The sequence below is a fragment of the Vibrio sp. A37 genome (genome assembly GCF_059777565.1).
This window is the reverse complement of the sequence record NZ_JBLNLI010000013.1, coordinates 76,359-85,075: the sequence shown is the minus strand read 5'-3', so window position 1 is coordinate 85,075 and position 8,717 is coordinate 76,359. Positions and strand designations below refer to the sequence as shown.

Genomic DNA, 8,717 nt, shown 5'->3' with positions numbered 1-8,717 from the left:
TGGCTTGTTTGAAGCCATCCCGTGTCAGCGAGGGGGCATTATAGAGATCGGAACTATATTGGCAAGCGTTTTTTTGGATTATTTTCGAAAAACACACCTTTCGACTAAAGTTTAATCATTTTGACTTATAACTCTACATTTATTAGTCCATGTTCTTAAACTTTTCGGCGAATAATGTCACTTTTTGCCAGTTGGTATATTCCACTTCTTTACTAGTATCTGTTTCCCCACCCGTCATCGTCATGATGAATTTAATCATCATTTTATCTATCCAGTTATAACGTGGGTAATACAGTGCTCCAGCAAACACACCGATTAGCTCGGGTTTCCATGGAGACTTTTTCAAAAAAGTCTGAATATAGGCACTACCTTCTGGTGTGTCTTTACCTTGGTCTTCTTTTCTCGCGGTTAGGTTTACACAGAAAAAAGCCACTTTGCTTTTTTTGAGTTGCTCTAAATGTGTTTCTATAAACTGATACAACTTCTTGTTCAGGTGCCCATAGCGTATCGATGCACCGACGAGAATTTTATCGTATAGAGAAAGGTCAATTTGCTCTGCATCATGCAAATTCTTTAACTCACACTCACAACCTTGCAATTCACTATCGATAAATTTAAATATTTTCTTTGTTTGACCTTCTCTACTTGAATAAAGAAATAGTACTTTCATCACCAACCTCTTTAACTGCGCCAAAATGTAGGAGTAAACAAAATAAGCAGAGTAAATATCTCTAATCGCCCAAAAACCATAGAAGCAATAAGCACCCATTTAGCACCATCATTGACGCTACCAAAGTTCATTGCTACCTCACCTAGGCCGGGTCCAAGGTTATTGAGCGTCGCAGCAACAGCAGAGAAAGCAGTTAACTCACCCATTCCTGTCGCTATGAGTGCTAGCATACACACTACAAAAACCAAAGTATATGCAGAAAAGAACCCCCATACCGCATCTACAACTCTTTGATTTAACGCAGTTCCTCCAAGTTTAATGGTATACACTGCCCTTGGATGGATAAGCCTTTTCATTTCACGAGCACCTTGGCGAGTTAGCAATAAAATCCTTATCACTTTCATTCCGCCTCCTGTCGAACCAGCACATCCACCAATAAATGAGGAAAAAAGCAGTAATACAGGGAGAAATAGTGGCCATTCGGAAAAGCTTGATGTTGTAAACCCCGCGGTTGTAGAGATAGAAACCGTTTGAAACAAGGCCATATCAAAGGTTTCAAACGTGGAATTATAGGTTTGGCTCAGTAGCAACACCGAAAAGCAGATTAAAAACAAAATACCTTGTACGGCAAAAAATGCTCGAAACTCTGGATCTCGCCAATAGTACTGGGGGTGAACGCCTCCAGAGGCTACCGCAGCGAAATGAAGAGAGTAGTTACATGCTGAAATAAGCAGGAAAACTACTGCAATTAAGTTAATGGTTTCGCTATTAAAATAACCAATGCTGGCATCATGAGTAGAAAAGCCGCCAATCGCAATGGTAGAAAAACTATGACAAATAGCATCAAACGGCGTCATCCCTGCTAGCCAATATGCCAAAGCACATGCAATGGTGAGGCTCAAATAAATATACCAAAGCGCTTTTGCTGTTTCAGCAATCCTAGGAGTCATCTTGCGATCTTTAACTGGCCCAGGAATTTCTGCGCGATAAAGCTGCATACCACCGATACCCAAAACTGGCAATATCGCTACGGCTAATACGATGATTCCCATACCACCAAACCATTGGAGAATTTGCCGGTAAAATAGTATTGCTTTAGGCAAGTAGTCGAGCCCGGTTAAAACCGTTGCTCCGGTAGTAGTTAAGGCTGAAAAAGATTCAAAGAAGGCATCGGTCACGGATACGCTTGGGTTATCTGAGATGAGAAAAGGCAAAGCACCAGCACTACCGAGTACTATCCAAAATAGTACAACAATAAGGAATCCATCTCGGGATTGTAGCTCTTGTTTGTATTGCCTATTTGGAAACCAACAGAAAGCCCCACAGGCCAGTAATACGAAGAATGTCGTGACAAAAGAAACCCCGGCTCCATCTCGGTAAATTAGCGCCACCAGCGCAGGGGCAAGCATAGTGATACTGAAAAGAGCCAACAAAAGGCCAACTATGCGAATAATGGATCGAAATTGCATGGCATCAAAAGTGAAGGCTAGCTTCTAACTTCCCAATGTTAATTTATAGTGGCGACAACTACCTTTGCACCACTTTTATTGATCGTCGCTTGGGTAAAAGCATCGACTTGATTTTTTTCTATTTCTACAATTAACACAACTGAATCTGAATATTTTGAATCAATTGTTTGTGCCTGATGAAAATCTATAACTGTTTGCACGACAGGCATCAATCCATAGTCTAACTCTAGGCGTAACTTTGTCGTTATTTTTTTCTCAATTGTTTGAAGCTGCTTGAGCGCTTGCTGGACTCCGCCCCCATAGGCTTTCACCAATCCACCTGTTCCAAGCTTAATACCACCCGAATAACGAGTCACCACAGCAGTTAACTCCCCAACACCAGATCCAGACAATTGAGCGAGTATCGGCTTACCTGCTGTACCAGAAGGTTCTCCATCATCACTGAACCCCCACTTCATAGAATCTTCTGGCCTTCCTGCTACAAATCCCCAGCAATTATGTCGTGCTGACTTATGCTCTTGCTTTATTTGTTCAATTGCCGCTTTAGCGGCGTCTACACTTGGTGTAGGGATCAAATGAGTAATAAAGACACTTTTTTTAATTTCCTCTTCAAAAATCGTTGGTTCAGAGGGAATTAAATAAGGGCTATCGTTCATGAGAATTCCGATATTTGGCAACAAAGTGAAATTCTATCACGTAATCTGGCAGTTCATTTAACAAGATAGAGTTTTATATTGTTAAACAAATGTTGAAAAAATGTATTGAATACTACTAGAGATATGTGCAAACTAAAGCAACTGGTCTAACCAGACAAAATAACAATGCGCATTTTCGAGAAATTGAAAGTTGTACAGTCGAATAAACTGAAGATGCTTAGGTATATGTGACGGAGATAAATAATGATTTATCAAGCGAACACCTTGTCAGTCGAAGAACTAGATAATGGCATTGCGGAGTTAAAGTTTTGTTCACCCGGTTCAGTGAATAAACTTGATATCGCAACACTTGAATCTATTGATAATGCAATAGAAGCCATAAAATCCCACTCAGGCGTAAAGGGACTTATTGTTACATCAGATAAAGACAGTTTTATCGTTGGTGCTGATATCACTGAGTTTTTAGGGCTTTTTGAAAAGTCGAAACAGGAACTCGATAAGTGGCTTCAATTTGCGAACTCGATATTCAATAAACTGGAAGACTTACCGTTTCCAACACTTTCAGCCCTGAGAGGTCATACTCTTGGTGGCGGGTGTGAATGTGTGTTAGCGACGGATTTCCGAATTGGCGACAACTCTACCAATATCGGTTTACCGGAAACAAAATTGGGCATTATGCCTGGCTTTGGAGGTTGTGTAAGACTTCCGCGCCTTATCGGCGCAGACAACGCCATGGAAATAATTACTCAAGGTAAATCAATTAAAGCAAGCAAAGCTTTGAAACTAGGCCTGCTAGATGCAGTTGTTGAAAATGGATCTTTACGACAATCAGCAATAGATACTATCAGCAAAGCAATCATTAATGAGCTAGATTGGGAAAAGCGTCGTAAACAAAAAACCTCTCCACTAAGCTTAAGCAAGCTCGAGTCTAAAATGAGCTTTACGATTGCTAAAGGGATGGTTTTACAAGTAGTGGGTACTCACTACCCTGCTCCAATGAATGCTGTTCTGGCAATCGAAAACGGTGCAGTTCACTCTAGACAAGAAGCACTTGATATTGAACGACAATACTTTATCGAACTAGCTAAATCTCCCGAAGCAAAATCCTTGGTCGGCATATTCCTCAGCGATCAATATCTAAAAGGACAAGCGAAGAAGTCCGCTAAAAGCACCAACCAAGATACCAACCAAAGCGCGGTATTAGGTGCTGGAATCATGGGAGGCGGCATCGCCTATCAATCCGCTCTGAAAGGCGTTCCCGTTACCTTGAAAGATATCGCTCAGCCCGCATTGGATTTAGGGATGGGTGAAGCCTCTAAGTTACTCAACAAGAAACTGTCTCAGGGTCGAATAGACGGCTTCAAAATGGCTAAGATACTCTCTGATATCAAGCCAACACTTAACTACAGTGAAATCAACGATGCTGATGTTATTGTCGAGGCTGTTATCGAAAATCCGCAGATCAAATCCAGTGTTTTAAAAGAAGTCGAAGAGTTAGTTGATTCCGATACCGTTATTGCCTCCAACACTTCAACCATTCCAATCAATACTTTGGCTGCTTCCCTGAAAAGGCCAGAAAACTTCTGTGGTATGCACTTTTTCAACCCTGTCCATCGTATGCCTTTGGTAGAAATAATCCGTGGTGAACACACATCAGAAGAGACCATCAATCGGGTTGTAGCCTATGCAGCGAAAATGGGTAAATCCCCTATCGTCGTCAACGATTGTCCCGGTTTTTTCGTCAACCGAGTACTTTTCCCTTACTTTGCTGCTTTCAACCTACTACTCAAAGATGGTGCAGACTTCACCCAAGTAGACAAGGTTATGGAACGCCAATATGGCTGGCCAATGGGACCTGCTTATCTGCTTGATGTTGTAGGTATTGATACTGCCCATCACGCTCAAGCGGTTATGGCAGAAGGTTTCCCGACCAGAATGGCAAGCCCAGATAGAGACGCAATTCAAGCCTTGTTTGAAGCAGAGCGATATGGCCAGAAAAATGGCCGAGGTTTCTATGAATACAGCGTGGATAAGAAAGGAAAACCTAAGAAGTCATTCTCCGACGAGGTTTCCTCTATTTTAGAGTCTGTAACAATGGAGTCAGCTGAATTTGATGCTGAAACCATTATTGAGCGAATGATGGTTCCCATGATAAATGAAGTACTGCTGTGCTTTGAGGAAAACATCATCGCAACACCTCAAGAAGCGGATATGGCACTGGTTTACGGTCTGGGCTTCCCTCCGTTTAGAGGTGGTGTCTGCCGCTATTTGGATTCAATTGGCACGGATAAATATATTGAAATGGCCGAAAAATATCAGCACCTTGGTCCTCTTTACCAAATTCCAGCTTTGCTGGAAAAAATGCGCAGTGAAGGCAAAACATTTTATTCAATAGAAAATGTTAGCTCACTATAAACCACTTTTGGAAAAGGAATAGAATCATGAACAACGTAGTTATTGTTGATTGCCTACGCACCCCAATGGGACGTTCCAAAGGTGGTGCCTTTCGTCATACGCGAGCTGAAGATCTTTCTGCTCACCTTATGAATGGTTTGCTGCAGAGAAATCCGCAAGTCTCCGCCAACGAAATCGAAGACATTTATTGGGGATGCGTACAGCAAACCCTTGAACAAGGATTCAATATAGCTAGAAATGCTGCTCTACTAGCGGGACTACCGATCGAAATTGGAGCAACAACCGTTAACCGCCTTTGTGGATCGTCCATGCAAGCTTTGCACGATGCAGCGAGAGCCATTATGGTGGGTGATGCAGAGATCTGTATTATTGGCGGCGTCGAGCACATGGGCCATGTACCTATGAATCACGGCGTCGACTTCCATTCAGGGTTATCAAAAAATGTCGCAAAAGCAGCTGGAATGATGGGCCTAACCGCTGAAATGCTGGGCAAAATGCACAACATAAGCCGCCAGCAGCAAGATGAATTCGCTGCAAGCTCCCACCAAAAAGCACATGCAGCGACCGTTGAAGGGCGTTTTAAAAACGAAATATTGCCAATTGAGGCACATTCAGAAGACGGCTCTCTGATTACGCTCAACTATGATGAAGTTATACGTCCTGAAACCAGTGTCAAAGGATTATCTCAACTAAAACCAGTTTTCGATCCTGCTTCTGGTACGGTAACAGCTGGCTCGTCTTCAGCTTTATCCGATGGTGCAGCCGCGATGTTAATTATGTCCGAAGAAAAAGCACAATCACTTGGCTTAACCATACGGGCAAGAATTAAATCAATGGCAATAGCTGGCTGCGACCCTTCTATCATGGGCTACGGGCCTGTGCCTGCCAGCAAGAAAGCGCTAAAAAGAGCCGGTTTATCTATCTCTGATATCGATGTTGTCGAGCTTAATGAAGCCTTTGCAGCTCAATCTCTTCCTTGCGTAGCAGACCTAGGGCTTGCTGAGGTAATGGACAAGAAGGTAAACCTCAATGGCGGCGCTATCGCGCTTGGCCATCCGCTAGGTTGCTCTGGCGCAAGAATATCCACCACGCTGATCAACATTATGGAACAGCAAAATGCCAAATTTGGTTTAGCGACAATGTGCATTGGACTTGGACAAGGTATCGCTACTGTATTCGAAAGGCCTTAGTTATAGTCCTAGCTAACAAGGGTCAGTATCTCGCTGGCCTTTCACGCTTTTAGCCAATCTTGATATAACTGCTCTGTTGTTCCCAAATAATCCACCATCCACTGTATCAACCTATTAGTAGGATCTCTCTTCCATACTAAACAACACTCGCTACTTGGGGTTTCCAAGGTAGTAGCTTTACTAATCAGTGTGCCAGCAAGTAAGTGCTTACTTGCCATATGGACTGGCATATAGCCTGCACCTAAGCCTTTTCTTAAACAATCTATCGCAACATGCCAATTGGGCATCAACAAACGGCGCTGACTCGGATAATAGCTATTATGTCGTTTCGGTAACTCTCTAGACGTGTCATCTAAACAGATAGCGGGGTACTTACTTATCAGCTCCTCGGTCAGCTGTTCTGCTTTAGCACAAGGGTGATTAGGAGACATAACAAATATCCAGTCCATGCTGCCCATGTTTTTAGTATTGTACTCGCCGCCTACAGGTATCGCAGAGGTTGCCCCAATGGCTATATCCGCTCGTCCTTGCGATATTGCTTCCCAAGACCCATTAAAGACTTCCATGTTAATTTGCAGCTCAGCAAAATCAAAAGAGCTATAAAAGTCACTGACTAAGCTTTCCAGCTTTTCTAAACGAACAATGTTGTCGAGGGTAATTTTTAAGGTTTGTTTCCAACCATTCGCCGCTCGCTGGGTTTGAATTGTCACCTCATCCATTTGCCGTAACATACTTCTAGCATGCTCAACAAAAATTTCTCCAGCAGCCGTGAGCTCTACTTTTCTAGGAAGCCGTCTGAATAAAACGACGCCAAGATCTTTCTCAAGTTGTCTCACCGAGTAGCTAATCGCAGAAGGAACTCGATGCAATACTTCCGCAGCAGCAGCAAAACTTTCTAGCCGAGCGATAGTATCTATCAGTTCAAGGGAGGATTTAGAATACATATTTGACATCAAATTTTTTGAATCATAACTACAAAAATTAGCGTTTTATTTATAAGCAGTCAAAAAATAAAATTCCAATCCAAAGGTTAAAGGGCTAACTAATATCCTGATACAAGTTTTAAACATTAAATTTTTTGATTGGAAATAAGAATGAGACCATCAAAATTACAACTACTCTATCTAATTTGTTTATCAATGCTTGGTTTTGTCGCCACTGACATGTACCTTCCTGCATTTAAAGATCTTGAATTAGCATTTTCCACAGGCCCACAACAGATTGCACTTTCGCTAAGTGTTTTCTTGGTTGGTATGGCAATTGGACAATTTCTTTGGGGAATAGCTAGCGACCAGTATGGAAATAAGAAAACATTAATTGTAGGGCTCGCTATCTTTTCAATAGCTTCATTCGGCATCGCTTACAGCGACTCGATTTGGCAGCTACTTTCGTTAAGGTTTTTGCAAGCTATTGGCGTCTGTGCACCAGCAGTAATTTGGCAAGCGATGGTAATAAAACGCTACTCAAACACCACCAGCCAACAGCTATTTTCCACAATTATGCCTTTAGTTGCATTATCTCCAGCACTAGCACCACAGTTGGGCGTTGTTCTTGCGCACAGCCTTGGTTGGCAGAGCATTTTTATTGCATTAACTCTGATCGGTATAGTTCTTGTCGTTGCGACTTCCTTACAACCTAAAGAAGAAGTATCAAAAAACCTTTCTCGTTCAGTGAAACAAGATGTAGCTTCATTGTTTAAGAATCGCGTTTATGTCGGTAATATATTGATGTTTGCTTTTGCTTCCGCAGCGTTTTTTGCATACCTCACAGGTATGCCAGAAATTATGACTCGCTTAGGTTATTCAGCAAAAGACATTGGTTTGAGTTTCATTCCACAAACTATCGCGTTCATCGTAGGCGGCTATACAGGAAAGAGGGTCGTCAGCAAATATGGCGCTGCTGATACATTGAAAAATTTACTCGCTGTGTTTGTTGTCGCTTCTGTGATGGTATTTGCAGCATCCCAATGGCGGCTCAATTCAATATGGCCAATATTAGCGCCATTTTGCTTACTTGCCCTTGCTAACGGTGCTATGTACCCAATTATTGTCAACCAAGCGCTTTCTAGCGCAAAACACTGCGCAGCCACTGCTGCTGGCCTACAAAATAGTATTCAGATTTCAGTAAGCAGTATCGCCAGTGCTATCGTGGCTACTTTTGCACTTCGCGCACAATCCGCCACAGGTATTGCCATTCTAATTTGCATGGTTGCACTTCTCATCAGCTATGTTATTGGGAATAGCAAAGCGAAAAAGAATGTTATAGGTCAAGAACATAAACCTCTTACAAGTGAAAAGTAAAATCTCTTGAAGTCAAT

At 42.3% G+C, this 8,717-nt stretch carries 7 protein-coding genes; 3 read left to right on the top strand and 4 right to left on the bottom strand.

The genetic code is table 11. The annotated features are described in order from the left end of the window. Nucleotides 1–142 precede the first annotated feature (142 nt). From hemG to ACM2FC_RS18750, 3 genes are read right to left on the bottom strand one after another with little or no spacing between them, the layout of a single operon-like run. Complete coding sequence (hemG, locus tag ACM2FC_RS18760) at nt 143–673, bottom strand: menaquinone-dependent protoporphyrinogen IX dehydrogenase (protein WP_498482535.1); 531 nt, start codon at nt 671–673, stop codon at nt 143–145. Nucleotides 674–681: 8 nt separating this feature from the next. Then, nucleotides 682–2,139, bottom strand: coding sequence for a TrkH family potassium uptake protein (locus tag ACM2FC_RS18755; protein ID WP_498482534.1), 1,458 nt, complete (start codon nt 2,137–2,139; stop codon nt 682–684). Nucleotides 2,140–2,177: 38 nt separating this feature from the next. Then, nucleotides 2,178–2,795, bottom strand: coding sequence for a YigZ family protein (locus tag ACM2FC_RS18750; RefSeq protein WP_498482533.1), 618 nt, complete (start codon nt 2,793–2,795; stop codon nt 2,178–2,180). 243 nt (nt 2,796–3,038) lie between these two features. Here ACM2FC_RS18750 and fadB point away from each other — a divergent pair, with 243 nt between their 5' ends. Both fadB and fadA read left to right on the top strand, forming a co-directional pair. Next, nucleotides 3,039–5,210, top strand: coding sequence for a fatty acid oxidation complex subunit alpha FadB (gene fadB / locus ACM2FC_RS18745; protein WP_498482532.1), 2,172 nt, complete (start codon nt 3,039–3,041; stop codon nt 5,208–5,210). Nucleotides 5,211–5,236: 26 nt separating this feature from the next. After that, nucleotides 5,237–6,400 carry an acetyl-CoA C-acyltransferase FadA gene (gene fadA / locus ACM2FC_RS18740; protein WP_498482531.1) on the top strand — a complete coding sequence of 388 codons (1,164 nt, stop codon included), beginning with the start codon at nt 5,237–5,239 and terminating at the stop codon, nt 6,398–6,400. Nucleotides 6,401–6,441: 41 nt separating this feature from the next. Here the strand turns inward: fadA and punR are convergent, their stop codons facing one another. Continuing rightward, entirely contained in the window at nt 6,442–7,344 is a 903-nt protein-coding gene (punR, locus tag ACM2FC_RS18735; RefSeq protein ID WP_498482530.1) for a DNA-binding transcriptional activator PunR, read from the bottom strand. Nucleotides 7,345–7,494: 150 nt separating this feature from the next. On the opposite strand from punR, the gene punC reads away from it, so the two are divergent. Further along, nucleotides 7,495–8,700 carry a purine nucleoside transporter PunC gene (gene punC, locus ACM2FC_RS18730; protein WP_498482529.1) on the top strand — a complete coding sequence of 402 codons (1,206 nt, stop codon included), beginning with the start codon at nt 7,495–7,497 and terminating at the stop codon, nt 8,698–8,700. Nucleotides 8,701–8,717 lie beyond the last annotated feature (17 nt).